The 26609-nt window shown below is 41.4% G+C and carries 21 protein-coding genes; 7 read left to right on the forward strand and 14 right to left on the reverse strand.

Annotated elements, in window-relative coordinates; translation table 11 throughout:
- Positions 1-4: 4 nt before the first annotated feature.
- Together AX663_RS08480 and mecA are read right to left on the reverse strand one after the other, a co-directional pair.
- Positions 5-1162 carry a glycosyltransferase family 4 protein gene (locus tag AX663_RS08480; protein ID WP_002889771.1) on the reverse strand — a complete coding sequence of 386 codons (1158 nt, stop codon included), beginning with the start codon at positions 1160-1162 and terminating at the stop codon, positions 5-7.
- Positions 1163-1165: 3 nt separating this feature from the next.
- Entirely contained in the window at positions 1166-1915 is a 750-nt protein-coding gene (gene mecA, locus AX663_RS08485; protein ID WP_060973231.1) for an adaptor protein MecA, read from the reverse strand.
- A 206-nt stretch (positions 1916-2121) separates the two neighbouring features.
- On the opposite strand from mecA, the gene AX663_RS08490 reads away from it, so the two are divergent.
- Complete coding sequence (locus tag AX663_RS08490) at positions 2122-2493, forward strand: DUF3021 family protein (protein WP_060973232.1); 372 nt, start codon at positions 2122-2124, stop codon at positions 2491-2493.
- 59 nt (positions 2494-2552) lie between these two features.
- Here the strand turns inward: AX663_RS08490 and AX663_RS08495 are convergent, their stop codons facing one another.
- Complete coding sequence (locus AX663_RS08495) at positions 2553-3407, reverse strand: undecaprenyl-diphosphate phosphatase (RefSeq protein ID WP_037598902.1); 855 nt, start codon at positions 3405-3407, stop codon at positions 2553-2555.
- Positions 3408-3610: 203 nt separating this feature from the next.
- On the opposite strand from AX663_RS08495, the gene AX663_RS08500 reads away from it, so the two are divergent.
- Positions 3611-5158, forward strand: coding sequence for an ABC transporter substrate-binding protein/permease (locus AX663_RS08500; protein ID WP_060973233.1), 1548 nt, complete (start codon positions 3611-3613; stop codon positions 5156-5158).
- The gene (locus AX663_RS08505) at positions 5158-5898 is read left to right on the forward strand and encodes an amino acid ABC transporter ATP-binding protein (RefSeq protein WP_002886432.1); all 741 of its coding nucleotides are present in this window, start codon (positions 5158-5160) and stop codon (positions 5896-5898) included. Before AX663_RS08500 ends, AX663_RS08505 begins: the two co-directional genes overlap by 1 nt.
- Positions 5899-5985: 87 nt before the next feature.
- Here AX663_RS08505 and AX663_RS08510 read toward each other — a convergent pair whose 3' ends face one another.
- Complete coding sequence (locus tag AX663_RS08510) at positions 5986-8553, reverse strand: SEC10/PgrA surface exclusion domain-containing protein (RefSeq protein ID WP_060973234.1); 2568 nt, start codon at positions 8551-8553, stop codon at positions 5986-5988.
- A gap of 298 nt (positions 8554-8851) precedes the next feature.
- Between AX663_RS08510 and AX663_RS08515 the strand changes: the two genes are divergently transcribed.
- Positions 8852-9442, forward strand: a complete 591-nt coding sequence (locus AX663_RS08515) for a VanZ family protein (protein ID WP_002889749.1) — start codon at positions 8852-8854, stop codon at positions 9440-9442.
- 299 nt (positions 9443-9741) lie between these two features.
- Here the strand turns inward: AX663_RS08515 and rpsO are convergent, their stop codons facing one another.
- Together rpsO and AX663_RS08525 are read right to left on the reverse strand one after the other, a co-directional pair.
- Positions 9742-10011: a 30S ribosomal protein S15 gene (gene rpsO / locus AX663_RS08520; protein ID WP_008535715.1), complete on the reverse strand. Its 270-nt coding sequence runs from the start codon at positions 10009-10011 to the stop codon at positions 9742-9744.
- A 148-nt stretch (positions 10012-10159) separates the two neighbouring features.
- The gene (locus AX663_RS08525) at positions 10160-11317 is read right to left on the reverse strand and encodes an MFS transporter (RefSeq protein ID WP_060973235.1); all 1158 of its coding nucleotides are present in this window, start codon (positions 11315-11317) and stop codon (positions 10160-10162) included.
- A 107-nt stretch (positions 11318-11424) separates the two neighbouring features.
- Between AX663_RS08525 and AX663_RS08530 the strand changes: the two genes are divergently transcribed.
- Both AX663_RS08530 and def read left to right on the forward strand, forming a co-directional pair.
- A complete protein-coding gene (locus AX663_RS08530; protein ID WP_037600128.1) occupies positions 11425-12063 on the forward strand; it encodes a Crp/Fnr family transcriptional regulator in 639 nt (212 codons plus the stop codon).
- A gap of 93 nt (positions 12064-12156) precedes the next feature.
- Positions 12157-12771 carry a peptide deformylase gene (gene def, locus AX663_RS08535; RefSeq protein ID WP_003095026.1) on the forward strand — a complete coding sequence of 205 codons (615 nt, stop codon included), beginning with the start codon at positions 12157-12159 and terminating at the stop codon, positions 12769-12771.
- A gap of 126 nt (positions 12772-12897) precedes the next feature.
- Here the strand turns inward: def and ilvA are convergent, their stop codons facing one another.
- The 4 genes from ilvA to AX663_RS08555 all read right to left on the reverse strand — a co-directional run bounded on the left by ilvA (position 12898) and on the right by AX663_RS08555 (position 21078).
- Positions 12898-14148 carry a threonine ammonia-lyase IlvA gene (ilvA, locus tag AX663_RS08540; protein ID WP_048673985.1) on the reverse strand — a complete coding sequence of 417 codons (1251 nt, stop codon included), beginning with the start codon at positions 14146-14148 and terminating at the stop codon, positions 12898-12900.
- 111 nt (positions 14149-14259) lie between these two features.
- Positions 14260-18021, reverse strand: a complete 3762-nt coding sequence (locus tag AX663_RS08545; protein WP_060973236.1) for a glycoside hydrolase family 66 protein — start codon at positions 18019-18021, stop codon at positions 14260-14262.
- A 381-nt stretch (positions 18022-18402) separates the two neighbouring features.
- Positions 18403-18846 (reverse strand): D-aminoacyl-tRNA deacylase, encoded by a 444-nt coding sequence (dtd, locus tag AX663_RS08550; protein ID WP_037598894.1) that lies wholly within the window; start codon positions 18844-18846, stop codon positions 18403-18405.
- A 12-nt stretch (positions 18847-18858) separates the two neighbouring features.
- Positions 18859-21078: a RelA/SpoT family protein gene (locus AX663_RS08555; protein WP_060973237.1), complete on the reverse strand. Its 2220-nt coding sequence runs from the start codon at positions 21076-21078 to the stop codon at positions 18859-18861.
- Positions 21079-21245: 167 nt separating this feature from the next.
- Here AX663_RS08555 and nrdI point away from each other — a divergent pair, with 167 nt between their 5' ends.
- Positions 21246-21704, forward strand: coding sequence for a class Ib ribonucleoside-diphosphate reductase assembly flavoprotein NrdI (gene nrdI, locus AX663_RS08560; protein ID WP_060973238.1), 459 nt, complete (start codon positions 21246-21248; stop codon positions 21702-21704).
- Positions 21705-21745: 41 nt separating this feature from the next.
- Here nrdI and AX663_RS08565 read toward each other — a convergent pair whose 3' ends face one another.
- The 4 genes from AX663_RS08565 to AX663_RS08580 form a co-directional block, all read right to left on the reverse strand.
- A complete protein-coding gene (locus AX663_RS08565; protein WP_060973239.1) occupies positions 21746-24286 on the reverse strand; it encodes a bifunctional 2',3'-cyclic-nucleotide 2'-phosphodiesterase/3'-nucleotidase in 2541 nt (846 codons plus the stop codon).
- A gap of 165 nt (positions 24287-24451) precedes the next feature.
- Positions 24452-25195 carry a 16S rRNA (uracil(1498)-N(3))-methyltransferase gene (locus tag AX663_RS08570; RefSeq protein ID WP_060973240.1) on the reverse strand — a complete coding sequence of 248 codons (744 nt, stop codon included), beginning with the start codon at positions 25193-25195 and terminating at the stop codon, positions 24452-24454.
- Positions 25196-26149, reverse strand: coding sequence for a 50S ribosomal protein L11 methyltransferase (gene prmA / locus AX663_RS08575; RefSeq protein ID WP_049546098.1), 954 nt, complete (start codon positions 26147-26149; stop codon positions 25196-25198).
- The gene (locus tag AX663_RS08580; RefSeq protein WP_060973241.1) at positions 26150-26596 is read right to left on the reverse strand and encodes an NUDIX hydrolase; all 447 of its coding nucleotides are present in this window, start codon (positions 26594-26596) and stop codon (positions 26150-26152) included.
- Between the last annotated feature and the right edge of the window lie 13 nt (positions 26597-26609).

The raw sequence follows: 26609 nt of genomic DNA on the forward strand, positions 1-26609 counted from the left end.
ATGTTTAATTTTTTCGCCCTTGCTTCCATTTTAACAGGGTTGCTTGGCGATAATCACTATTTCCGATAAATTTCAGGAGGTTGAAGAGAGGTGTTCGACCAACACCCCAAATCTCAAGCCCTTCAATCAGAATTTCCATTCCCAGAAGTAAACTCAAGAGCAAGAGAATACCACCAAGACGGCTAGAAACATTTAACAAGAGGGCAATCAATGAAAAGAGGATAGCGATGGCATAGACCACTAGAACCGCTCCACGATGAGTAAAGCCCATAGCTAGGAGACGATGATGCAAATGCATCTTGTCAGCTTCCATAGCTGGGCGCCCTGACAACTTACGGCGGACAATAGCCACCACTGTGTCAACAATAGGCACTCCAAGGATAATAACAGGTGACAAAATAGCCACCGCTGTCGCATTTTTCAACCCTTGCAATGACAAGACACCAATCATAAAGCCAATAAAGAGCGCCCCTGTATCACCTAGATAGATAATCGCTGGATGATAATTGTAAGGGAAAAATCCCACAATGGCAGCCACCAAGACAAAGATGGTCATGGTTAAGAAAATATCAGTGTCATAGAGGAAGAAATAAGAAATCACCCCCATAGTCATAAGGGAAATGATAGAAACTCCTCCAACTAAGCCATCCAAACCATCAATCAGATTAATGGCATTGGTGATGGCCGCAATCCATAACACCGTTAAAATCAAGGTCAAGACCGGCCCAAAATGAATCATGGGACCACCAAATGGAATCTTAAAGCTATCAAATCGGAAGTCTGTAAAAGCCCAAACGATGACAGCTCCAATAACAATACCAAGCATCTTAGGTAGAGGCTTTAATTCCAAGATATCATCAATGAAGCCAGTCAGAGCTACGACAGATCCCCCCACAACAACTGGCAAGATGTACCTGACGTAGGAAACATGCCAGATATCCTTATGGATAATCATAGGCATAAAGACCAAGGTCGCTAGTACAAAGGCTAACAAAATAGCTAGACCACCAGCACTAGGCATTGGCTTTTTATTGATACGTCTTGCATTAGGATTGTCAACAGCTCCGACACGTAAGGCCAAAGAGCGTACCAAAGGAGTCGCCACAATGGCGATCAAAAAGGTCCCAATCAAAACGAATATATAGTTAATGGTCCAAGGCATGTCTTAGCTCCATTTCGTTGCTTGTAGTACCGGTAAGGCGTCCTCTTCCATCAAAATTGTTGCATGCTCTTGCAGGTAGGCACGTGTTCGGTCTGCCACATTCGCATATTCAAGAAAACGCGCATACATATTGTTCGCGTAATAATCAGGCTCATCAGCCAAATAAAGAAGGATTGTCATACAGTAGACATCCCCAAGTTTATAAAGCTCAGAACCTTCAACAGGCACATCCTTCAAGCCTTGCGTAAAGGTCACCACTTGATCAAAGTCAGAGAAAGCCAAGACATAGTGGGTATAGTCTTCACGAATATTTTCTTCAGCCACTTCCTTGGTAGGCTCTGTCATAGCCTTATCAACTTCTTCCAAGGTCTTCTCAAGTTCTTCGAGCTTATGGTGTGCTTCGATATCCCCCTTGTCCATAAAGTTACCTTCAAGAGCCTTGAGGAACTCTTCTGGAGAAAGCCCTGAGTAGTCGTCCATATCTGACAAATCGTTAAAATCAAGGTCTTCCTTAAGATCTGATTTAGTCACAAAGACATCCACACGGTCCTTGCGTGGCGTGACACGGAAGCTCAGCATCCCGCTATTTTTAAAGTTATCAGGCAAGTCCAACTCATCCATGACAGTGTAGAAAAATTCCTCTGTTTTTTCCTGGGGAATCAAGAAATCTTTCAATTCCATACCATGTTCTTCAAGATCTTCCATGGTAATCATGATTTTTAGAGTTGTCTCGCTTATTTGTTTCATTTCCATATGTAAAAAACCTCGCACGAGTAGTTATTTCATTATACTAGAAAAGCCAAGAGATAGCAATTTCTGAGCAAGTTTGCGTCTTATTTAGGATAGGATTTCTAAAAACTTCTCAATGCTAACAAAACCTTGTATTTCCCCATTAATACCTGTCATCTCCCCCAGAAAGTTGTATAATAAAAGTGAACCTATACGTGGAGGTGATGACCATGACTGCCTACAAAAAAGGGTGGCTACGAGCTAGCATTGCTGGGGGAATAACGAGTTTATTGACGCTCCTTCTCTACTTGTCGGGGCAACCTCATCAAGTAAACAAATCTACCTTTCTTACGGGGCTAATTGTCGCCATCCTACTAGCAAGTGCTCCCATTTACGACGATAACCGTTTATCGCTCAAACAGCAATCACTGCTCCACTTCTCTATCATGTGTGTTACCATCCTTCCAATCCTCTGTTTGTCCGGATGGTATCCCTTGCACAATGTCGTGGACTTCTTGAAAATCCTAGCTAGCTTCTTAACTTGCGGACTGGTCCTATGGTTGCTGGCTTATCTCATCTTTGGAAAACTTATCCACAAATGATTTCAAAACCAGATAAAAAGGACTCCAATTGAAGTCCTTTTCAGTTTACTTAAAAGTAATTATCCAAAAATAAGTTTAACAGCTCCATAGAGAAGCACAATAATACCAAGTACGATACGGTATTTTCCGAAAACTGTAAAATCATGTTTCTTAATATAGTTCATTAAGAAGCGAATCACGAACAAGCTAACAACAAAGGCTGTCACACTAGCTACCAAGAGAATAGCTGCTTGTCCACCTGTCAAAGTATTTCCGTCAATGAAGTACTTAACTGCCTTAAGGCCACTGTAACCAAACATGGTTGGAATACCAAGGAAGAAAGTGAAGTCAGCAGCTACGCTACGACTAGTACCAACGATGATACCTCCAAGAATAGTAGCACCTGAACGGCTTGTCCCTGGAATGATACTCAAGACTTGGAAAAGACCAATATAGAAAGCTGTCTTGTAAGACATACGTGCCAAATCCGTTACCTTAGGCTCTACACGTCGATTGCGGTCCTCAATCCAAATAAAGGCAATCCCGTAGACCACCAACATGATAGCTACTACAAAGAAATTACTGAGATGAGCCTCCATCCAGTCATCTAAAAGAAGCCCAAAGAAGGCTGAAGGAATACAGGCAATGACCACCTTAAGCCAAAGTTGCCAAGTCAACTGCACTTCACGTGCTGTCTTACCAGGTTGGAAGGGATTCAAGCGTTTAAAGTAGATGACCATAACCGCAAGAATAGCACCAAGTTGGATTACGATATTAAACATATCAATGAAATCTTTACTCTGTCTCAAGTTCAAGAATTCATTAACCAAAATCAAGTGACCTGTAGATGAAATAGGTAGCCACTCTGTGATTCCTTCGACAATCCCAAGAAAGACTGCTTTTAGTAATTCAATAATAAATTGTGCCGTTTGCATAATTATCTCCGTTTTAAAATGCTAGCCCCATCACACCAAAAATGATCAGGGCTCCAAATTGTCCTTCCCATTATATCAAATTAGCAACTGTATTTAAAGACAATCCTGATATACAGTTTTTTTCTAGCCTCAACTTATTGTCATCAGTCTCAATTTCCTGTAAAATAGTAAGGAATGACATTTTTATAGGAGACATTGTTTCAATGAAAAAAATTATTGTAGCCTGCTTTGCAGCGCTCCTCCTCGTTTTTGGTGGGGTATCAAGCGCTCAAGCAGACGAGTATCTCCGTGTCGGTATGGAGGCTGCCTATGCACCTTTCAACTGGACGCAGGACGATGACTCAAACGGAGCCGTTCCAATCGAAGGTACTAAACAGTATGCCAACGGTTATGACGTGCAAATCGCTAAAAAAATCGCTAAAGCTCAAGGTAAGAAACCCTTGGTGGTCAAAACAGCTTGGACAGGTTTGATTCCTGCCCTCACTTCCGGCAAGATTGATATGATTATCGCTGGTATGAGTCCAACAGCTGAACGTCGTCAAGAGATTGACTTTTCAGATAGCTACTACCGAAGTGAGCCTGTTATGGTTGTTAGCTCTGATGGTGATTATGCCAAGGCTAAGAGTCTCAAAGACTTCAAGGATGCTAAAATCACAGCTCAACAAGGAGTTTATCTCTATAATTTGATTGACCAAATCCCAGACGTCAGCAAACAAACAGCTATGGGAGACTTCGGTGCTATGCGCCAAGCCCTTGCATCTGGTATCATCGATGGTTATGTTTCAGAGCGTCCTGAAGCAAAAACTGCCGAAGAAGCTAGCTCAAAATATAAGATGATTACGCTTAAAGATGGCGGTTTCCAGGTTTCAGATGATGACGTGTCCTTGGCCGTCGGTCTTCGTAAAGGAGACAGCCAGCAAATGGAACAAGTCAATAAGGTCCTTGCTGGAATCAGTCAAGAGGAACGTGTCAAACTGATGGATCACATCATTAACATCCAACCTGCAGATAAGACTGATGAGGCTAAAAAAGGAAACTTCTTTAGTCAGATGAGCACTATCATCGCTAAGAACTGGCCACAATTCTTACGTGGTACAGGAATTACCCTTCTTATCTCAATTATCGGTACAGTTGTGGGTACTTTCATCGGTCTTATGATTGGTGTTTACCGCACAGCTCCTAAAGCTGCTAATAAATTTGTAGCCTTGCTCCAAAAACTCTTCGGTTGGGTTCTTAATGTCTATATCGAAGTTTTCCGTGGTACGCCAATGATTGTACAATCTATGGTCATCTACTACGGTACTGCCCAGGCCTTTGGTATCAATATTGACCGTACCCTAGCAGCTGTCTTCATCGTTTCTATCAATACCGGAGCCTACATGAGTGAAATCGTTCGTGGTGGTATCTTCGCTGTTGATAAAGGACAATTCGAAGCTGCAACTGCTCTTGGATTTACGCATGGTCAAACCATGCGTAAGATTGTTCTTCCACAGGTTATCCGTAACATCTTGCCAGCTACTGGTAATGAGTTCGTTATCAATATCAAGGATACCTCTGTTTTGAACGTTATCTCTGTTGTGGAACTTTACTTCGCAGGTAACACTGTTGCAAGCCAAACTTATCAATACTTCCAAACATTCTTTGTTATCGCAGCAATCTACTTTGTCCTCACCTTCACAGTGACACGCATCTTGCGTTATGTAGAACGCCGTTTGGATCAAGATACTTACACACAAGGAGGGGTTCACTAATGACTGAGACGATTTTAGAAATTAAAAACCTCAAAAAATCATACGGAAAAAATGAAGTCCTCAAAGATATCTCCCTCAGCGTCAAAAAGGGTGAGGTCATCTCAATTATTGGTTCTTCAGGTTCAGGGAAATCAACCTTCCTTCGCTCTATTAACCTACTCGAGTCACCTTCAGGTGGTGAAATCCTCTATCATGGAGACAATGTCCTTGAGAAAGGTTACGACCTCACTACCTATCGTGAAAGACTCGGTATGGTTTTCCAATCTTTCAACCTCTTTGAAAACCTTAATGTTTTGGAAAATGCTATCGTAGCTCAAACAACCGTTCTCAAACGTGACCGTAAAGAAGCTGAGAGTATCGCCAAAGCTAACTTGGAGAAAGTTGGTATGGGGGAACAATACTGGAAAGCTAAACCAAAACAACTCTCAGGGGGACAAAAACAACGTGTGGCCATTGCCCGTGCCCTCTCTGTCGATCCAGAAGCCATCCTATTTGACGAGCCAACTTCAGCCCTTGACCCAGAAATGGTAGGGGAAGTACTCAAGACTATGCAGGAGCTATCTGAAACTGGTTTGACCATGATTATCGTTACCCATGAAATGGAGTTCGCACGTGATGTTTCAGACCGTGTCATCTTTATGGATAAAGGAGTAATCGCTGAACAAGGTAGCCCAGAACAAATCTTTGAAAATCCTAAAGAAGAACGTACCAAGGAATTCCTCAAACGTTTTTTGGGTTAAAAACAAAAAAGTTAAGGTTTCGACCTTAACTTTTTTTAGATTCTCAAATATATAAAAAAACGGCATCTGCCGTTTTTTTGTCTATGATTAGTTACGACGTGTACGTCTGTCAACAAAACCAAGGAAGGCCAATAATGTCATAAAGAGACCTACAAGGCTGAATCCTACTGCAGTTGACTCACCTGTTTCTGGCAAGCTGTCTGCTTCTTGTACAGGAGCTTGTTTCTCTGCTTTTGCTTGACCATAATTTACAGGAATTTGAGCCGCCGTTTGAGCTGCTTTTTCTTGTGTTGTGAAAGCAACAACTTTACCATCTACATCGTAAACAGGTACTGGTGTAAGACCTTTAGAGATGATGTTAGCATACTCTTTAGCCAATTGTGTTTGAAGCTCTTTGTCTGCCTTAGCTTTCATATAGTTATCGAAAGCTGTTTGAACTGTCGTGTATTCGCTCGTTAATTTATCACGCTTAGCTGACAATTCAACCAGTTTCGCACGTTCAGTTGAAAGAGCACCTTTCGCCGCAGTAAATTTAGCAAAGGCCGTTGCACGTTCTGCCTTAGCCTTAGCTAGGTTAGCTGAAGCATTTGTAAGAGCTGCTACATGGTTCTTAGCAGAAGCCAAAGCTTGGTTAGCTTGTGTCAATGCTACTTGTTTCTTAGCAGTATCTTGCTTAGCAGCGTTGTAGGCATTTGTCAAACGTTGCAAGGTCGCAGAGCTTGCCGCAAGTTTATCTTTAGCTGTTTGAAGCTCTGCTTGTTTTTCATCAAGAGTTGCTTGAGCTTTGCTAAGTGCTGCTGCTTTTTCTTGTGCATTAGCATTAAGATTTTCAACTGCAGCATTAGCTTTTTCCAATTCTGATTTAGCAGTTGCAAGGGCTGCTTGTTTTTCAGAAAGGTTATTCTGAGCAGCTGCCAACTTGCTTGCAGTCGCTTTAAGAGCTGCAAGTTCTGATTGAGTATTCTTAAGTTTAAGAGTTGCTGACTCAGAAGCAGATTTCTTGCTAGCCAAATCACTTTGAGCTTGATCGTTAGCTTGTTTAGCAGCTTCATAAGCTGCTTTTGCAGCTGCTAGATTTGCATTTGAAGATGGTTGAGATGAGTTACCTACATATGGGTTAGCAATCTTAGTTGTGTCAAAGCTACTATCAGAAGCGATAGAATTTTTGTTGACATTGTTTACGTGAACATTAAAGGCACCGGCAACAACACTGATATCTGTACCAATGTAAGACTCACCACCATCTGCTGTAAGTCCAGAGATAGAACGAGCATGGTTCCACTCATTACCATTAAACATGAAGTCGAGCATAGCTTCATAGACATATTTCTTAATGTCGTTAAGTGTAAATGGTCCTGTCAAACCTTGCCATGTATTAAGGTTTTCACCAATACTTACACTATTAAATGACTTACCAGCACGGTCAAGGGCGGCACTATCATGTCGTTTATGGGTAATAGCTTCCCAACCCCAGTTATCTGCTACATAACCATCTGAAACACGATCAGCCGCAAGAACACTACCTTTTGAAACAGATGTTTGAGTTGTACCAAAAGCTGTACGAATTTGGTTAATCAAACTTGAAGCATACAATGACAAATCTGTAATTTGAGCTTCACTAAGGTTATTCAAATCACTAATTTTAACATTTTTATCCGCTTCATTATCTTGATAACTATTGTTACCACGATCACGTTTATTGACGTTCTTCAAGACTTGTTCAGCTTGAGCTATTTCTGCTGCTGTCGCTGTTTTAGACTCATGAATCTTAAGAGCATTGACATACTCTTGTGACACTGAGAATTTTTGACGAACATTAGCTGTTGAAGTTGTTGAAGATTCTGCTTTTTTCTTAGCTGCTTCAGCGGCTGCAAGGGCAGCTGCTTTTTCATTAGCTACCGTTTGAGCAGTCTCATAGGCTGCTTTAGCTTGGTTTGCTGCATTTTGATCTGCAGTCAATTGACCTTCTTTAGCTGAAATAGCAGTCGCTTTTTCTTTATCAGCTGCCTGAGCGGCTGCCAATTCTTCTTGAGCTTTTTTCTCAGCTACTGTTGCAGCGTCAAAAACTGATTGTGCTTTAGCTTGGTTAGAAGCTGCCTCAGAAGCGCTAGAACCATTAAGAGCTGCTTTAGCAGCATCTACTGATTTTTTAGCATTAGCAACTTCACTAGCTTTAGCATTGACATTAGCTTGATCTGTATTAACGACAGATTGCTGTTTGTCTGCTGCATCTTTGGCAGTTTTTTCTGCTGATTGAGCTGTTTCGACTGCTGACTTAGCTTCCTTAGCCGCATTTTCTGCAGTAGTTACTTGACCTTGAGCGGCAGCAATAGTTTCTGGGCTTGCTTCATCGGCTGCTGTTTGTGCCTTTTGCAAGTTAGCATCCGCTGTCGCTAGATTTGCTTGAGCCTGGTTGGCAACTGCTTCATGATTAGCAACTACTGACTCTTGTTGCGATACTGCTTGATTTGCAGCGCTGGCTTGTTCTCTAGCCGCTTCAACTTGGGCTTGAGTTGGGACAGCTTGTGTAGCTGTCGATGATACTGATGCTGTTGTTGAGGCTTGATCGTTTGTCGTTACCTCATCAGCTTTAGCAACTGTAGCAGAAACTGCAAGTGCTGCAATTCCAGCTGTCGCCAAAACCTTTTTATTCATAAGACGAACTCCTTTTTATGTTAAAAATTCACTACTATATAATAACATTTTAATAATCCTGAAACAAGATGCTGACTCCTAATTTTTTAAATTTAATTATTTTATAAGCTTTCATAGCCTGTTTACAAAAACCATTAAATTGTTAGTCAAAAGTAGAGTTGCTGTTTCAAAGTCCTTTTTTAGTCTTTGATTCTGCCTTATCTTTCCATTTTACCAAAACTTCGTTACAGTTTCTTAACTTTCTTTAAACGTTTTTTTGATATAATGTGTACTCATCATATGCAAATGGAGGAGCAAAGTGGCAAAAACATTAAAAACATTGAGTAACATCTTACTAGGAAGCCTATCACTGTGCTTGTCTTATTGGTTTTATAGGGGCCATCTCGAACAGTACGTTCATTACATCGCCCATTATGGCTCCTACTTCCAAGTCTTACTCAACCTAGTCATCATAGTCCTGCTTAGTTACTTTGTCTATGCTTTTTTGAAACTCCTTCTTACTAGACAGCTGAAAAAACAGACACTGCTCCTACTCTACTTCATTTACTTTCTTGCTCTCTTCTACCTACTTTTCTTGAAAAACATTGGTACCCAAGGTCTCTCACTTAATCCCCTTTCCTTCGCTCGGGAATTATACTGGGGGAGCCACTTCGTTCCCATCATGAACCTATTAATGTTCATTCCTCTGGGACTCCTCTTTTCTTCACGATTGAGTAATCTCCTACTTTGTCTCCTGACCCTTTTCACCGTCGAATCCATTCAGTATTTTGGACATTTGGGAGTCTTTGATTTAGGAGATATCGCCTTAAATATGCTAGGTATCCTTGTCGGAACCGCTATCCATCAACTCCCTCAATTTCAAACAGTTATCAAAAAGATTTTAAGATAGAGAAGCCTCCAGAATTAAATCTGGAGGTCTTTTGCTGGCTCTATAGATCTATCATCGTAAGAAATTCTTAGATGAATACAGCAAAACTGCCCTCTGAATCTAGAAAGCTGTTCTGAACTCGGGCTAAAATCCTAGTGAAAAAGAAAAACTGCCCCATTATAGAGCAGTTCCATTTTCGTGTATTCAATTGAACAAGGCCTAAGCACTTGGCAAAAAAGATAAAATCTCCTAAAAACTAAAGTTTCTTCGTCAATTTTCCTATTTTTGCTTTGTGCTTTTAACGGTCTTTGTATCTTGAATTAACGACGAAGTCCAAGTGAGCTGATCAACTCACGGTAACGGTTAACGTCTGTACGGCGAAGGTATGCCAACAAGTTACGACGGTGACCAATTTTTTTCATCAAACCACGGTAAGTAGCGTGGTCTTTTTTGTGTTGTTTAATGTGGTCGTTAAGGTGGTTGATTTCCCAAGTAAGGACAGCAACTTGAACCTCTACTGAGCCAGTGTCACCTTCGTGACGTGCGTATTGAGCAATGATTTCATTTTTTTTCTCTTTTGAGATTGCCATGTTTTTTCTCCTTTTTTTGCTCCATCCGAGTCTTAGGATTGGCTCTCCTAAAACCAAGAAAGAGTTGGTTTGTCTTTACGACCTCTCTATTTTAGCTTATCTACTAATCTTTGTCAATCACAAGATTCGCTGTTTAGATTTCTACATCTTAGACTTTTTTTGTCATTCTTGATTTCATCAAAAACCCAAGGAAAAGTAGGAAACTTACTATAGCATAGGCTAGGAAAATCCAACTAAAACTTGGAGATACAAGTGCCAATAATTTCAAAACATAAGGAGAGAGGGCAGACCCTAGGTTACACCCCAAGAGGACATAGGCTGTCGCTTTGTTCAACAGATTTCTAGCAATACGCTCAGAAAGTTGGTTAAAGATAATTGTCAAAACAGTACTATAGAAGAAACCAACACCAACTGAGGATACAATCAAAATCGGTAAGTTACTAGCCACTGACATCCCAAAGAGACAAACCGCCAATAAAAACATCACTATATACAAAAGATGATTCTTAAAATATCCTATAAGAGAAGCGAAACTTAGTCCAGCTACAATTCCAATTCCCTGCTCTAAACTAAGTACTAAAGCTGATTGCCCACTCGCAATGGTCTTACCAGCAACCTGAAATAGAGGCACGCGCAAACTAATCGAAGAATTAATACAGATGACAAATCCTGCTAAAAGGGCCATGCCAAGGATCATACTAAGGTCTTTTTTGTTTAGACCTTGTTTACTTTTTGTAATCTGCTTCCTCTCCACCTGATCCATCGTTGGCACAAAAAGGAGGTACATGGTCAGAATCACAAAACCAAGACCATAAATGAGAAAGGCAAAGGTCCAATGGATTTTCAATAGTTGACCAACCAAAAGAGAACACGAAGCTCCACCAATCAACTCCATGGAGCCACGAATACCTAACATCTGAACCCGTTCTTTACCTTGAAAACGTTGACTGATGATGGCAATCGCCTTAGCATTGATAAGGCCAATCCCCATCCCAAAAGCAATACGTGACAGTAAGACAAGAGGATAGGCTTGTACAAAAAAAGGAAAAATGCCAGCACTACTAAGTAAAAGCAATCCAGTCACAATTAGCTGTCTATCACTTAGCCATTTGTCAATAAATGAATTAAGTAAGAGCATCGCTACTACGGAAAATGAAGGGACAGATACTAAAAGCTCCACTTGCGCGGCAGAAAAGGTTGGGCTATAGTAGTCCAACATAGGTGGTAGCGCTGTTGAAATCGAAAAGGCCGAAATCAAGAGCAAGGATAGCCCAAGTAGGCTCATTTTTTCTAAAATTCGTGTCATAATATAGGGATTAGAACATCCTTTCCTTACTTGTCTGATAGTTATTTTTTCATTATAATCTAAGGAGACTTTAAAAAATAGGACCTAGGTCCTAAAAAAGGAGATGTATGCGTAATCATGACATAAGACCTCAACTTGATCAGGTCTTTCCACCCCCCTACCTCGACCAATTACAGAAAGTCACCTTTCAAAAGAATGATTATATTTGTACCCAAGGGCAAGCTATCACAGAGCTAACCTACATTTTGTCAGGAAAGGTAAAAATTGTGCGTTCTCTCTTCAATGGTAAAGAACATATCCTAGAAATGCTTAACCAACCACAAATATTTGGAGATGTAGAACTCATGACCAATCAACCAGCAGGGTCATCAGTCATTGCTTTAGAAGAGGTTCAAGCAGTTCAGCTCCCTTTAAATAATAAAGAAGAGCTCCTCAAAGATCCCGTTTTTCTCTATCAAATTGGTCATAACCTAGCCATGGCATTGCATAAACAGGGTATTACTGCCTCAACAAATGCAAGCTACTCTGTCAAAGAGCGTCTGGCTACTCATATGTTGAGTATTGAGGAAGAGGGTGTTTTTCAACTATCACCATCTATCCTAGCTGCCAGTTTTGGGACTAGCTATCGCCATGTGCAACGAGTCATCAAACAATTTATCGATCAAGGAATTATTGAAAAAGAAGCTTTTAAGACCTATCGTATTTTGCAACGACAAACCTTGGAAAAACTGGCTTTTATCGATTAGAAAAAGCCTCACGTTAACCCTTGATGGTTTAATTTTCAACCCTTTTGTGCTATAGTTATAAACAAGTAAATCAAAGAAAATAGAGGTAAACAAATGGACGCTCAAACCAAAATTATCCGCGCCAGCCATATGATTGATATGAATGATATCATTCGCGAAGGAAACCCAACCTTGCGTGCTGTCGCTGAAGATGTAACCTTCCCACTATCAGACGAAGACATTATCCTAGGTGAAAAAATGATGCAGTTTCTTCGTAATTCACAAGATCCTGTTATTGCTGAAAAAATGGGGCTTCGTGGGGGAGTCGGTCTTGCAGCCCCACAATTGGATATTTCAAAACGCATTATCGCGGTTCTCGTTCCAAACCCTGAAGACGCTGAAGGTAATCCACCAAAAGAAGCATATAGCCTTCAAGAAATCATGTACAACCCTAAAGTAGTTGCCCATTCTGTTCAGGATGCTGCTTTGGGTGATGGAGAAGGATGCCTCTCAGTCGACCGCGACGTTCCTGGTTATGTGGTTCGTCATGCTCGAGTAACTGTTGAATACTACAACAAAGAGGGCGAAAAGCAGCGTGTTAAGCTCCGTGGGTACAACTCAATTGTTGTTCAACATGAAATCGACCATACTAACGGTATCATGTTCTACGACCGCATCAATAAAGACAATCCATTCGCCATTAAAGATGGACTCTTGATTATCGAATAAAGAAAGCCTCAGTAGCAATACTGAGGTTTTAAGTTGAAGATAAGGCCTTAGTGCCTCCGTATAGCTAGGTTAAAGTAGAAAAGAACCGACTTTCGTCGATTCTTTTTTCATTATGTAAACCTGTCCTCAGACAAGCATATTGTAAAGTGTTTCGTTACCGTGAAGGTTGATATAACTTGGGTCAAAGGCTGAAAGACGATCGAGAAGTCCATCATAATCGTTCTTGTCACTAAGAGCGATACCAATGAGAACTGGACCTTTTCCTTTATTAGCACGTTTGATGTACTCAAATCGAGTGATATCATCATTTGGTCCCAAGATATCATTTACAAATTCACGAAGGGCACCAGGACGTTGTGGGAAGTTAACCACAAAGTAATGCTTGATGCCATCGTAGATAAGCGCACGTTCTTCCATCTCTGGCATACGGTTAATATCATTGTTACCACCTGAAATGATGCAGACGATGGTTTTTCCTTTAATCTCATCTTTAATCACTTCCAAAGCTGCTACTGATGCTGCACCTGCGGGTTCTGCAATGGTACCAACCTTAGAGTACATATCAATTAGGGTTTCTGAAATCAAGCCTTCATCAACTCCCAAGAGACGGTCAACATATTTACGTGCAACTTCATAGGTCTTGACACCTACCTTTTGAACAGCAATCCCATCCGCAAACTTATCAATTTCTTCGAGTTTTATAGGATAACCACGGTCAAAGGCAGCACGCATACTACGAGCACCACTAGCCTCAACACCAATAACTTCCATAGATGGTGCCACATCCTTGATATAAGTAGCCACACCAGAGATAAGGCCTCCGCCACCTACTGGAACCAAGATACTATCGAAGGAAACACCCTCCTCTTGAGCCTGCTCATAAATTTCATAAGCAACTGTTCCTTGACCCGCTTGGACATTATAATCGTCGAATGGATCAATGAAAGTCATGCCTTCAGACTTGGTATATTCCTGTGCTGCTTGAGCAGAAGCATCAAAGGTATCTCCCACCAATTTGATTGTTACAAACTTGCCACCAAAGAAACGGACTTGACCAATTTTTTGGAGAGGCGTTGTTACTGGCATAAAGATGGTTGCCGGAATCCTCATCTCGTTACAAGTGTAAGCAACCCCTTGAGCATGGTTTCCGGCTGATGCACAAACCACACCACGCGCCTTATCCTCATCACTCAATTGATGAATAGCATAGTAGGCTCCTCGCAATTTGAAAGAGCGTACCTTTTGCATATTTTCTTTTTTAATATAAATGGTCGCCCCGTATTTTTCAGATAAGTAGCGATCAAAATCTAGTGGTGTGCGTTCCACCACGTTTTTTAAGACTTCATTAGCCTTTACGATATCATTTGCAGTAATCATTGGCTCTCCTTTGACACAATATTCAAACTATTTCTATTGTATCACAATTTTCAGAAAAAATAGCAGCCAGTATAAAGAAAACTCCTTGTTTACACAAAGAGTTCTACTTATTTATTTATCAACTTTTTTTGACATCAAGAAGTTACGAAGAGCTGCAAGGGTTGCCGCACCTGCAAGGACAATAGCTGTAAGGATAGCTACAGCATGTTCTCCCCACTTGTGAGATTTTGCTGTTTTAGCAATTGTAGCCTTAAGATCTTCAGTTGTTCCTTTTTCACCTGCTTGCGTCGTTGTCTTACTTGCAAGGTTAAGATCTTGACTACCATTGTAAGTATTATCTGACGAAGCTGTATTGACAAGGTCTTGACGGCTACTGCGAGTATAGCTGACATTTGTTGTAATGCTATCAATCATCTCAACAATATTTCTGATTGTTGTAGCATCGTACAAGCCACCCTCAGTATCTTTCAAGATAGATACTGCTAATTTTTCAATAGAAACTTCTGAGGAAGCTGCTACCATAGAGTGAGATTCTGAGCTTGCTGTTTCTGAATATCTTGCATAGTTGCTAAAGAGTGATGCTGCTTCTGTAATCGTTTCAGAAGTACTTGGTAAGGTTTCTGAGACGCGAGGAGCTACAGAGAGTCTATTCCAACTATTGATGTTTTCTGATAGTCCATCAAGGATGACTTCCTCTGATGTGCTTACTGTTTCTGAAATCGCCGAAGTCACTTCTGAAGTGCTCACTTGACTTTCTGATTCTGTCAATGAAACAGCTGGTTCTTCAACTACTTCTGATTCTGAAACGACTGTGCTGATTGAATTCTCTGATTCAGATGCTGAAGTCTCTGAAGTTGATGCTGCTGAGATAATATCAGTTTCTGAGACCTTCGATGATACTGTTGTGCTTTCTGATACTTCTGACGGAGCAACTGAGACAATTGTGCTAGTAGTTTCTGAAACAAGGCTAGTGCTTGCCCGACTCTCTGATTCTGTCAAAGAAGCCACTGGTTCAACTACTGTATGTGATTCTGAAATTGCTGTCGTCGTTGAAATTGCTGACTCTGAAGTTGATGCTACTGAACTATTTTCAGTTTCTGATGCTTCCGATGATACTGTTACACTTTCTGATACTTCTGATGAGACTGTTGAGGCAGCTGTGCTTGCAGCCTCTGAAGCTGGTGTAGTGATTGAATCTGATGCTACTGTACCTTGATCCGTATTAGATACTGAGTTGTCATCTTTCTTATCATGTGCGGTCTCTGACACAGCTATCGCCACTGGAACAGCTGCTGAGTTTACTAACTCGTCAACTGATGGTGCTGGTTTAGTTGTTTCATCTAGTTTAGGAGCTTCAACAGATGGTTTCGTATCAGTTGGAGCCTCTGAACCTTTATTTACTGTTGTATTTTCTGATTTAGCTGTTTCTGAGCTTGCTTCAGATGTTACTGTATTATCTACTTTCTTACCAGCTTGGTTAGTAACTGGTTTCAAGATAACTGGTTCTACCGGTGTTGCTGTTGTGTCTTCCTTGATATAGAGCATGTTCCAAAGAGTTAGTTTAGGAACTGAAATGACAAGCACTGGTTGACCATTTTCATCTGTTTCAAGGCTTGCTTGTGCCTTCTTCATGCTTGAAGTTGCCCAATCATCTGGTGATGTCACATAGACTTGATCAGCAATTTTAGCTGCTTCTTGAGCTGTTTTACCTGCTAGACTAAGACGAACTGTGAGATTTTCTTGTGCGTCCGGTGTTTTATTGTCCGCATAACCCTCTTCATTATGCCAGCCCGCATTGATGCCCATCATGTTAATCATTTGAACAGTTGAGAAACCTTTTCCTGATTTAGCAAATGTCCAAACTTGATTTCCTGTCACACCAAGAGCATCTTTAGAAAGGATTTCACCAGAAGCATTCTTGGTAGATACAGACTGAGTGCTGTTAGTCACACCCTCACCACGGAGAAGATTTTCATAAGCAGTGATGAACTGTTGGTAATTGTAAAGCTTACGAATAGTGTCCTTAGCCACACTGAGGTATTGAGTTGGGTAATAGGCACTTTGAAGAACGTTAAGGGCTGCATTAGCATTGGCAAGGGCTGCAATGGACATGTGATAACCACCGGCTGCAGCTACTGTCGCATCTACGAGAAGAGTCGCATCAGCTTGCAATGGCTTACCAGCAAGGGCATCTTTACCAGCACCGTTAGTTGCTTTTCCACCAGGAACAGTATAATCAATACCTGGTTCTTCCATGTAGGCACCAACGATAAGTGATTTACCAGTTTTATTGCGTACCATATCGATACGTGCTTTCAAATCACCATAGGCAACCTGCATACGTCCTGGAATAACTGAACCACCGTTTGTCCAGAGCTCATTATAAACAACATCTTGACGTGCCTTGGCTAATTTATCATCATTACCACCATTGACATCATTGATTGTGATGTAGTACTTTTCACCAATGAGGTCTTTCATAGCATTAATAAATGACGCATAGGAATCAGACATCATGTATGAGTCAGCCTCGTCTGAGCTGTTACGGTGCTCATAATCAGTCACACGGTTGTCACCAATTGTATCACCTTGCCAACCATCGAAGCCCATACGATCCATAGCTGATTTCATGACACCCGCAATGTATTTTTGCCAATCTGGATTAGCTGGATCATAGTAAACTTGAGTTGGGTTATCACCGATAGTGTAAGTCATCGGCTCACCCTTCTTACCAAAGCTATCATAGAAGTTATAAGCCAAAGCAGCAAGTGGAAGGGTTGGATTCTTTGGATTTGAATCTGCTGAAATCATGTTATAAAGCATGGCAACAGCACCTGACTTATGAACTTGGTCAACCAATTCTTTAACAGCCTTAGTGTCAACCTGAGTATGACTCCAGGTATTCCATTTTTGAACAAAGCTATCAACACCCTCTGGGAAAGGATCTGTAGCTTCACTATAAGCATCATAGAAGAAATATGAGTTGATATTCATAGACTTCATGAGCTCAAGCTCTTTACGGTAGGCTTCAAGATTTTTAACAAGAATACTGTTTTGATCCGTTGGCGAACCTGCTACGATACCGTAACGTGGGAAAACTGTCCAATCATCTTCAACAGACAAGCCAGCACGCTTGCTTGAAAAAGTACTACCTGATTTGTCGTTGACACTGATTGTCACCAAGTAACCTGTATTGTTTGTCAACCACTCTGACGCTACTGTCAAGTTTGAAACCTTAGCTGAGGTTCCTGCCGCTAGCGTAAGGTCAACGTTATCTTGACCGATGATCTCTGAAGCATGTTGAAGTGTCAAGTTGACAGTCATCGTCTTAGTTTCTGCTGTTGGATTAGACACAACAACAGAATAGTTAATATCACCATCTGTCTTGCTATAAGCAGCTTTTGTTGTTTCTGGATCTGTCAAGTAAGCATCACCATTTAAGTTTTGCTCTGTCACTTCTGTAACTGGTGTCACTTGAGCAGTTGAATGGCGTCCCGCTTCAGTAGCATTATCAGATGATGATGTGATGGTTTCCACAGCAGCTGACTCAGGAGCTAGTGCTTCACTGGCTACAAGCATTTCTGAGCTAGCACTCTCTGCTGGCACAGCTTGTGAAAATATTGTAGAAGCTGTTGCTGTTGTTGCAGTATCTGTCGCAACAGCGGCAGATGATGGACCTACTTCTGTTGTCGCAACTGGAGCAACTGCCTCCGTTGGTACCACCACCAAGTTATCTGCTTCAGTCGTAATGACTGGTTTTGTTGCTTCTGAACTGACCATGTTATCTGCCTTGGCGACCTGATTCATCCCTAGGACACCGCCGGCTACAAACAAACTTGATAGTAATTTATTTGACGCTACTTTCTTTGACATCTCTCTATCCCTCTAAAAAAGTTTAAATCACCTCGGCGTTTCAAATTATCACTATTTGTATTTGCATGCTGTAAACTCGAGTTATTTTTTAGTTTCATAAAAATCGCTTAGTGTTTCTTATGAAACTAATGTTAACTTAATCTTTTTTGTAAGACAAGGGAATTTCCGGCAATCCTCGTAAACGGTAATTTTTTCATCATGAATGGTCGGTTTTTTTCAGAAATTTGAGAACAACATTTTCTAATTTCATTAAATATTCACTTGGTTAAGCCTACTTAAAATAACAAAAATAAATCCCAAATAATGAAAATCGAGCACCTAAATTACCCATACGATGAGAGTAAACAAACCACCTCTCACACAAGGCGAGAAATGGTTTGTTTATCGATTTTTAGTATCTAAAATAATGGTCACAGGTCCGTCATTGACCAGACTAACCTGCATATCTGCACCAAAGCGTCCTCTTTCTACAGGAACATGTGTTGACAAGGATTGGTTGAAATCGTCATAGAGCTGGCTAGCCATGTCAGGCTTTGCAGCACCTGTAAATGCTGGTCGATTCCCTTTTTTCGTATCTGCAAAAAGCGTAAACTGAGAAATCGACAAAATCTGGCCACCAATATCCTTAACAGAAAGATTCATCTTGCCATCTTCATCTGAAAAAATACGCATATTGACAATCTTACGAACTGCATACTCTAGGTCTTCTTTGGTGTCCTCTGGACCAACTCCGACCAAGAGTAAGAGCCCCTGTTTAATAGCACCAACCGTAGAATCCTCAATAACCACAGAGGCACTTTGCACGCGCTGAATTACAATCTTCATCGCAGTAACTCCTTAACCATTCGTACGTTTAACACTGTAAACATCAGGGATAATTTTAATCTTATCCACCAGACCAGTCAATTCAATAAGGTTTGCAATTTCAAAGCTAACGTGAATATTGGCAAACTTCATGTCCTTAGTCGGTTGCGCATTGACCGTAGCAATGCTCTTGGTCGTATTTGACAAGATTTGAAGAACATCATTCAACAGACCAGAACGGTTAAGGCCATAGATGTCAATCTCAGCCAAATAAGATTTATTGGCATTACGTTCATCCCACTCTACTTCGATTAAACGTTGTTCATAACCTTCTTGACTCTTGATATTATTACAATCTGAACGATGAATAGCAATTCCACGGCCCTTGGTGATGTAACCTTCAATCTCATCTCCAGGTACTGGGTTACAGCACTTAGCGATACGCATGAGGAGACCCGACGCACCTTGAATGATGACTCCATTTTCACTCTTAACCTTAAGAACTTCTTTCTTCTCAGTCTTAACCTCGCCACCGTTCATCAGCTCTTCAGCTTCAGCTTTTGCCTTAGCACGCTCTTCCTCACGGCGTTCTTTTTCTGTCAGACGATTGAAAACAGCAGCAGCACTAATTTCGCCAAAGCCAACAGCGGCATAAAGAGCTTCTTCACTACGCACACTCATACGAGGGAGAATTTCCTCAATATGTTTCTTGTCTAGGTACTTATTGGCAATATAGCCATGCTCTTGGAAGTAGGCAATCAAAAGCTCACGACCTTTGGTGATAGAAGCTTCCTTATCCTGATTCTTAAAGAATTGTCGAATTTTATTTCTGGCCTTAGTTGTCTTGACCATCTTAATCCAGTCACGACTAGGACCAAAAGAATTGGCATTAGTGACAATCTCAACCACATCACCTGTCTTAAGTTTGGCAGTCAAGGGAACCATACGGCCATTAACCTTAGCACCTGTAGCCTTCTCTCCAACTTGGGTATGGATAGCATAGGCAAAGTCAATAGGTCCTGAATCTTTAGGCAATTCCTGAACAGCACCATTCGGCGTAAAGACATAAATACGCTCTGAGAAGATATCCTCTTTAACAGAGTCTACAAATCCCATAGCATCACCATTTGAGGCGTCTTGAAGTTCAACAAGATCTTTAATCCAGTTCATTCCCAAAGCGGACTCTTTTGAATCTACCTTGCCCTTGATCCCTTTCTTGTAAGCCCAGTGAGCTGCAACCCCGTATTCGGCAACTTGGTGCATTTCCTTGGTACGGATTTGGATTTCAATAGGTCCTTTTGGTCCATAAACCGTTGTATGGATAGACTGGTAACCATTGGATTTAGGATTGGCAATATAGTCTTTGAAACGGCCAGGCATCGGACGCCAGAGCTCATGAATATATCCCAACATGGCATAAACATCACTGTGCGTCTCCATGACACAACGGATGGCAATCAAATCATAAATTTGATCGAAGCGCTTTTTCTTGTCGCGCATCTTACGATAAATAGAGTAGATATGCTTTGGACGACCATAAACATCACCAACAAGTCCTTGTTCAGCTGTGTAGGTCTTAATTTTATCGACAATCTCGTCCACAAGTGCCTCACGCTCACGACGTTTTTCCTTCATCATGTGAGAAATCTTGTAGAATTCCACCTCATTAAGGTAACGGAAGGACATATCTTCCAATTCCCATTTGATACGACTGATACCCAGACGGTGAGCCAAAGGAGCATAGATTTCCATGGTTTCACGAGAAATGCGCTCTTGCTTATCCTTACGAAGATGCTTTAGGGTACGCATATTGTGTAAACGGTCGGCCAATTTAACCAAGATGACACGGATATCCTTAGACATGGCCATAAGCATCTTACGGTGGTTTTCAGCCAATTGCTCCTCGTGGGACTTGTACTCAACCTTACCAAGCTTAGTAACACCGTCTACGATATTTCGTACATCCGTACCAAAATCCATTTCTAAATCATCAAGCGTTTTTTCGGTGTCTTCAACGACATCGTGTAAGAAACCACAGGCTACTGTCACTGCATCAAGATGAAGGTCTGCCAGGATACCTGCCACTTGAATAGGGTGAATAATATAAGGTTCTCCTGACTGACGAGATTGCCCACTATGAGCATCTGTCGCATAATGCCAGGCTTTTTCAACTAATTTCAAATCATCTGCTGACATGTAGGCCGAGCAAATGTCTAAAATTTCTTCTCCTGTTACATTTTTATCTTTAGCCATGATTTCTTCCTTCGCTTCTTTTAATAACCTTTATTTTATCACTTTTACAAGTAAAGAAAAAGAGCTAGATAGGCAATTATTAACTGCAAGAAGCCAACTTGAAAAGCACAACATCTTGTGTTAGAATGATTGAACAAACACAAGATATAGATAGAAAGAGGACGCTTATGTCTCAACTTACCCTCGTTTATATTAGTCTAAGCGGTAATACCCAAAGCTTTGTCAAACGTATGTCTGACTATCTATCCCTCAACCACGGGATTGAATGTCGCCAAATCAATATTAAAGAGCTTAATCATGAAACCTTCCAAGTAGATGAACCCTTTGTCACACTCTTGCCAACCTACCTTGAAGGTGGAAATGGCGTGGACAATGGAGATGTCGAAATCCTAACCAATCCACTGGGAGATTTTATCGCAGCCCATGATAACCACAAACGTTGCTTTGGTATCATCGGTTCTGGTAACCGTAACTTCAATAACCAGTACTGCCTAACCGCCAAACAATACAGTCAACGTTTTGGCTTCCCTATGTTGGGAGACTTTGAGCTTCGTGGCACACAGTCTGATATCGAGCGTCTGGCACCTATTATTCTAGAAGCACAAAAGAACTTTAACCAACGCTAAAACTAGAGCAAAAAAGCCCTGATAGGGGCTTTTTATCTTGCTTAATTTTTCTCTTGCTTTTTGATTCCAAAGAATCCAGCCAAGGTCATAAGAACCATACCAGCTAAAGTTGCTGACATAGATTCGTCTGAACCAGTGTTTGGCAAGGCCTTAACTGAACTTGAACCTTGAGTTTCTTGTTCTTGAGCTTGAGGCAAGATAACAACTTGAGAGTTTGACAACTGGATAGCTGAAGCAGGTTTAGCCACGCTGGTGACTGCAGTAGCTTTTGGTGTCACACGCTTAGTTTGGTCTGCTGTCTCAACACCTTTTGGTGACTTCTCAGATTCTTTCTTAGTCGTATCCTCAACTTGATTTGCCTTTTCCTTAACAACCAAACGATACTCTGCAAATCCTGCTTGTGTTGATGGTCCTACATAACTAATGGCATCCTGACCATCAAGGTGGGCACGCGCATTGTCAGATGAGGCAAAACGGATATCTGCATTCGTAATATTAGGAACGAAACTCCAATTTCCATCAGCAGTTGGGTTAATCGTTTTCTCACTAACGATATAATCAATGATTGCCTGACGATTCTCAAGATTGAGGAGACGTTTTTCTGCAGCATCCTTAACACCAGGGAAATTACCAGTCGCACGATAGTTGTTAGTCACAACAAGGAAAGTCTGATTCAAATCAATGGGTTTACCTTGATAAGTCAAGTCACGAACACGACTAGCATCTGGGTTAACCAACTTACCTTCACGATCGTATTTGTTAGGTTGTGTCAAATCAAACTTATAAGTCACCCCATCAATCACATCGTAATTGTATGAGCGATAGCTACTATTAATGAGTTGTTGTGGCTCTTTGCTATTAGGATCAATCTGATTGAACTGTCCTGCAGACATTTCCAACCATTCTTTTATTTGTGCACCAGTCACCTTGAGTAGGGCAGTAACATTGTCGTAGAGGTAGAGGTCCGCGACATTCTTAATGGCTAGTGGTCCTGCTGGAATATCGGTATAGTAGGTCGCATCCCCACGAGTCCCCGCCTTGAAAGGTGCTGCAGCTGAGAGGAGTGGAAGATTCTCATCTACTGTTCCCGCTACTTGTTTTTTAGCATACCATAGTTGTGCATTATTAACGATTTGAATAGATGGATCGTCCTGAACCTGAGCAAAATAGCTAGTAATTGGTGCAGTAGTCTCACCAACTTCCTTACGAACATAGTTGATTGTTCCATTATGGTCATGAGCAGCCATATTAATTAAGTCCTTGTCCGCAACATCTGACTTAGTATCAATCTTTTCAAGCTTGGCCTTACTGTTAACAACTTTCCATTTACCATCCGTGTAAGTCAATTTGACATCCATGATGCCTAGATGATCTCCGAATTTACCAGCCATAACCACAGGTTTCCCATTGATGAGACCATTGACATCATCTACACCAGGATATTTCGCATAAAAACTTGTACCATCTCCATTTGGGAAATCCGCATGAGAATGCCCTGTCGCAACAGCATCAACACCTTCGATACCAGCAATTTGGTAACCTTCATTTTCCTCATTCTTAGTGTATTCATTGTCACCAATACCAGAGTGAGCAGCAACAAGGATAAAGTCAGCTCCTGCAGCCTTCATCTTAGGAACGATAGCCTTAACAGCCTCCATTGGATCATCCACAGTTACCTTACCTTCAAGGTTGGCCTTATCCCAAACCAAAATCTGTGTTGGAAGGACACCAGTAATACCGATTTTTAGCGTTACCTGTTTGCCGTCTGTATCAGTAAAGGTCTTGTTAACAATTTTATAAGGGTTGTAATAGTAGTCACCTGTCTGAGCATTACGCACATTGGCATTGATAATGTTAATCTTAGCAGCCTTAACCATACGATCCAAAAATTCTAGACCATAGTTAAACTCGTGGTTTCCAAGTGTTTCGGCATCGTAACCCAGCATCTCAAAGGCCTTGTACATAGGGTGAGTCTCACCTTGGGCAACAGGGTCAATCAAAGCCTTATAAGTCCCAAAAGGAGTTCCCTGAATCGTATCCCCACTGTCCACTAATACCGTATTGGGATTAGTTTCACGGGCTTTTTTGATAAGAACAGCAGTTTTAGACAGACCAACTGTTTGAGACGGCTTATCTTGATAATAATCATAGTTAACCAAGTTGGTATGAAGGTCTGTTGTTGACAAAATCTGCATATCAACAGTCTGCCCCTCATGAGCAGGCTCTGTCACAGTTTCAGCCTGTACTGGCACCGCTGGTGTCACCTGATTGGCATTCGTCAAAACAGCACTGGCTTCTTGACTTGCTTGGGCCGTCGAGGTATTAGCTGATGACTCTGCAGATGCATTTGCAGCTACTGTTGTTGATGTAGGAGATACAGTCTCTGTCCCTCCTTGAACAACTGTTCCTGAAGTGCCTTGTCCAGATACGGCAGCAGTCCCACTATCTGTCACAGTTTCAGTTGAGGTCGTTGGTACTGGTGCCGTTGCTTCATCAGCTTGCCCTACGACTTGTGGCACAGTCAAGAGAGCAAAAAGGCCCAAAACCACAGCAGATTGAGTCACATAACGATTCGTTTTCATTAAAAATCTTCCCCTTTTATAAAGATAGTACAATTATATTAAATCTAAATAAGATTATCAACTTTTTTAGAAATGCTCGATTTGTCATACAAAACTAATGACACGATGCAATCTTAGCTGAAAAGTATCAAATACAAAAAAAGTTGGAACAAGGCCAACTTTCTCTTACTTATTCAATTCCAAGGCATAACTGACACTACTCAAAGCATAGAGAGGAGCAGTTTCCGTCCGCATAATACGAGGTCCAAGGCCAATTTTAATACCACCAGCCTCTTCAAAGGCGTCAATCTCAGACGGAGAAATACCACCTTCTGGTCCGAAGATAAAGAGAATTTTCTGACCATTCTCTACCTGAGCCAACTCACGAGCTAGAGTAGCCAACTCACCTGCTTTGGCTGTTTCCTCATAGGCGATAAAAATCTTATCAAAATTATCTAATTCTGATAGAAATTCCCCTTTTTTCTCGAACAATCTGACTTCTGGAACACGATTACGCTTGGATTGTTCTGCAGCTCCTAGACCAATCTTGGCAAGCTTATCTTCCTTCTTGGCAAGCTTCTTACCATCCCACTTAACCACAGACCAGTCGGCAGGGAAGGCCCAAATAGCCTGAGCTCCAAGCTCTGTTGCCTTTTGTGTCACCAACTCCAGCTTATCTCCCTTGGGAAAACCTGAGGCAATGGTTACAGAAACAGGCATCTCGACATTATCAGTTAAGTCTTCAATCACTTCAAAGACATGATTCTCACGGTCAGTCACACGCGCAAGACGCTTGATACCATCTTCAAAAACCAAGACAACCTGATCATCCTCTGTTAAACGCATAACGTTAAACATATGCTTCACAGTATCCTTGTCTTTGATGATTACTGGATTTTCAACCTGCCCCTTTATAAAATACTGTTGCATTTAGCCTCCGATCACACCTGAAATATCATCCGTCTTTTTGAAGACACAAGCATTCCACTCTCCCTGAACCATGTGAGTTTCTAGGAAGAAACCTGCTTTCTCAGCCGATTCACGCACCATATCCCATTTTTCAGAAATAATACCTGACATAATCAAATAACCTTCATCCTTAACCAAACGGTAGGCATCTTCCGTCAGATGAATGAGAATGTCCGCCAAAATATTAGCCACGATAACATCAGCTTCTTGCGTCACACCCTTCAAAAGATCTCCCGCAGCAACGTGGATATTTTCCATATCAGGATTCATATCAATGTTTTCCTGTGCCACTCGAACCGCCACATCATCAAGGTCATAAGCGTAGATTTCCTTGGCACCAAGCAGAGAGCTGGCAATCGAGAGGACACCTGAACCAGTCCCCACATCAATCACCGTCTCACCACCACGAAGCACCTGCTCCAAGGCAAAGAGGCTCATCTTAGTTGTTGGATGTGTTCCTGTCCCAAAGGCCATACCAGGATCCAACTTAATGATCTTTTCCCCCTCTGATGCTTCATAATCCGTCCATGACGGTACGATGGTCAAATCATGGGTAATTCGTGCTGGTTCATAGTATTTTTTCCAATTCTCAGCCCAATCCTCTTCAACCAATTCTTGAGTAGCCAAGTGAATATCTCCTGTTTCAAGACCAAAATCTGTCAACTCAGCCAAACGCTCATTGACCTGCTTAGTAATGGCCTCGATATCTGCTGACTCTGGATAATAAGCCGTAATTTTAACCGTCTCAACCTGCTCAACCTCAGGATAAAGTTCCCCAAAACGGTCCGCATTTTCCAAATAATCTGCACTATCATCAATAGCCACACCCTGGCTCCCAGACTCAATTAAAATATTAGAAGCCGCTTCTTCGACCTCACGATTAACTTCAATCGTTAATTCTTGCCATTTGTCCATTTATTTCTCTGTTTCCTTTCCTACTAAATAGTCTTTAAAGCGTTCCTGCAACTGGGGAATGACACCTTCTGCTTTTATAAAATCCTCTATAGGCATTAGTTTAAATTCCTGTCCCTCGTCACCAAAACGAATCTCACGATACTGCTCTTGGCTAATTTGGCCAACCACAAAGACAGCTGACCTATCTTTATCCAACATACTAGGATAGATTTTCGACCAAATAATCGATTCCTCTTTCAAAGTCAAGCCCAGCTCCTCCCAGACCTCACGTTGAAGACATTCAAGAGGCGTTTCTTGACCTTCTCTTCCACCACCTGGCAACTCCCATGTATTTGGCCAAGGAATATCTGGTTTATTATCTCTGAGAATGACCAAAATACTTTGCACTACGAGTAAGGCAGCCTTAACACCTGTAAAATCGAACTGATCTTTTAAATAAGCATCCATCCCTTTTCGCTCC

It is taken from the genome of Streptococcus sp. CCH8-H5 (assembly GCF_001556505.1).
In the GTDB taxonomy this organism is placed as follows: Bacteria; Bacillota; Bacilli; order Lactobacillales; family Streptococcaceae; genus Streptococcus.

What these genes read in the sequence shown, in the direction of transcription:
- AX663_RS08480 (WP_002889771.1), bottom strand. Translation starts at nt 1,162, where the DNA reads ATGCCTTGGACCATTAACTATATATTCGTTTTGATTGGGACCTTTTTG.
- mecA (WP_060973231.1), bottom strand. Translation starts at nt 1,915, where the DNA reads ATGGAAATGAAACAAATAAGCGAGACAACTCTAAAAATCATGATTACC.
- AX663_RS08490 (WP_060973232.1), top strand. Translation starts at nt 2,122, where the DNA reads ATGACTGCCTACAAAAAAGGGTGGCTACGAGCTAGCATTGCTGGGGGA.
- AX663_RS08495 (WP_037598902.1), bottom strand. Translation starts at nt 3,407, where the DNA reads ATGCAAACGGCACAATTTATTATTGAATTACTAAAAGCAGTCTTTCTT.
- AX663_RS08500 (WP_060973233.1), top strand. Translation starts at nt 3,611, where the DNA reads ATGAAAAAAATTATTGTAGCCTGCTTTGCAGCGCTCCTCCTCGTTTTT.
- AX663_RS08505 (WP_002886432.1), top strand. Translation starts at nt 5,158, where the DNA reads ATGACTGAGACGATTTTAGAAATTAAAAACCTCAAAAAATCATACGGA.
- AX663_RS08510 (WP_060973234.1), bottom strand. Translation starts at nt 8,553, where the DNA reads ATGAATAAAAAGGTTTTGGCGACAGCTGGAATTGCAGCACTTGCAGTT.
- rpsO (WP_008535715.1), bottom strand. Translation starts at nt 10,011, where the DNA reads ATGGCAATCTCAAAAGAGAAAAAAAATGAAATCATTGCTCAATACGCA.
- AX663_RS08525 (WP_060973235.1), bottom strand. Translation starts at nt 11,317, where the DNA reads ATGACACGAATTTTAGAAAAAATGAGCCTACTTGGGCTATCCTTGCTC.
- AX663_RS08530 (WP_037600128.1), top strand. Translation starts at nt 11,425, where the DNA reads ATGCGTAATCATGACATAAGACCTCAACTTGATCAGGTCTTTCCACCC.
- def (WP_003095026.1), top strand. Translation starts at nt 12,157, where the DNA reads ATGGACGCTCAAACCAAAATTATCCGCGCCAGCCATATGATTGATATG.
- ilvA (WP_048673985.1), bottom strand. Translation starts at nt 14,148, where the DNA reads ATGATTACTGCAAATGATATCGTAAAGGCTAATGAAGTCTTAAAAAAC.
- AX663_RS08545 (WP_060973236.1), bottom strand. Translation starts at nt 18,021, where the DNA reads ATGTCAAAGAAAGTAGCGTCAAATAAATTACTATCAAGTTTGTTTGTA.
- dtd (WP_037598894.1), bottom strand. Translation starts at nt 18,846, where the DNA reads ATGAAGATTGTAATTCAGCGCGTGCAAAGTGCCTCTGTGGTTATTGAG.
- AX663_RS08555 (WP_060973237.1), bottom strand. Translation starts at nt 21,078, where the DNA reads ATGGCTAAAGATAAAAATGTAACAGGAGAAGAAATTTTAGACATTTGC.
- nrdI (WP_060973238.1), top strand. Translation starts at nt 21,246, where the DNA reads ATGTCTCAACTTACCCTCGTTTATATTAGTCTAAGCGGTAATACCCAA.
- AX663_RS08565 (WP_060973239.1), bottom strand. Translation starts at nt 24,286, where the DNA reads ATGAAAACGAATCGTTATGTGACTCAATCTGCTGTGGTTTTGGGCCTT.
- AX663_RS08570 (WP_060973240.1), bottom strand. Translation starts at nt 25,195, where the DNA reads ATGCAACAGTATTTTATAAAGGGGCAGGTTGAAAATCCAGTAATCATC.
- prmA (WP_049546098.1), bottom strand. Translation starts at nt 26,149, where the DNA reads ATGGACAAATGGCAAGAATTAACGATTGAAGTTAATCGTGAGGTCGAA.
- AX663_RS08580 (WP_060973241.1), bottom strand. Translation starts at nt 26,596, where the DNA reads ATGGATGCTTATTTAAAAGATCAGTTCGATTTTACAGGTGTTAAGGCT.